The following is a 464-nucleotide window of genomic DNA, read 5'->3' on the forward strand; positions in this document are numbered from 1 at the left end:
CGCGCGCGCCGGCTGCACGGGTGCGGTCGCGCTGCGCATGGCCCCCGGCGGCGCGCCGCTCACGACCGACGGCGGCCACCACATCCTCGACGCGCGCCTTGGGCGGATCGCCGATCCCGAGCGGCTGTCGGCGCTGCTCTGGTCGGTGCCTGGCGTGGTCGAGCACGGCCTGTTCCTCGGGATCGCCACCGCGGCCATCCTCGCCGAGGACCGCGACGGGCAGGCCGAGATCACCGTGATCGGCAGCCTCGCATAGCTGCATCAGCGCGCCCGACGGCGCCCCGGCGACGGCCTCGGATGCCGGCGCCGGCTCTTCCCCTCGCTTCAGGAATGCCCGGAATGCCCGTCCTCTCCCGCCGCCTCTTCCCCGTGCTGGTCGCGGCCCTAGTCGCCGCTGCGCCCGGCCTCGCCCAGGCCCAGAAGGCTGCGCCTCAGAAGCCCGCCGCGACGCCGGCCGCGCCCGC

At 76.7% G+C, this 464-nt stretch carries 1 protein-coding gene; it reads left to right on the forward strand.

What is annotated here, in order from left to right; genetic code table 11:
* On the forward strand, window positions 1–256 hold a 256-nt coding region (locus FV223_RS29815; RefSeq protein ID WP_147730144.1), incomplete at its 5' end, for a ribose-5-phosphate isomerase A.
* Window positions 257–464 lie beyond the last annotated feature (208 nt).

It is taken from the genome of Methylobacterium sp. WL116 (assembly GCF_008039455.1).
Taxonomy (GTDB): domain Bacteria; phylum Pseudomonadota; class Alphaproteobacteria; order Rhizobiales; family Beijerinckiaceae; genus Methylobacterium.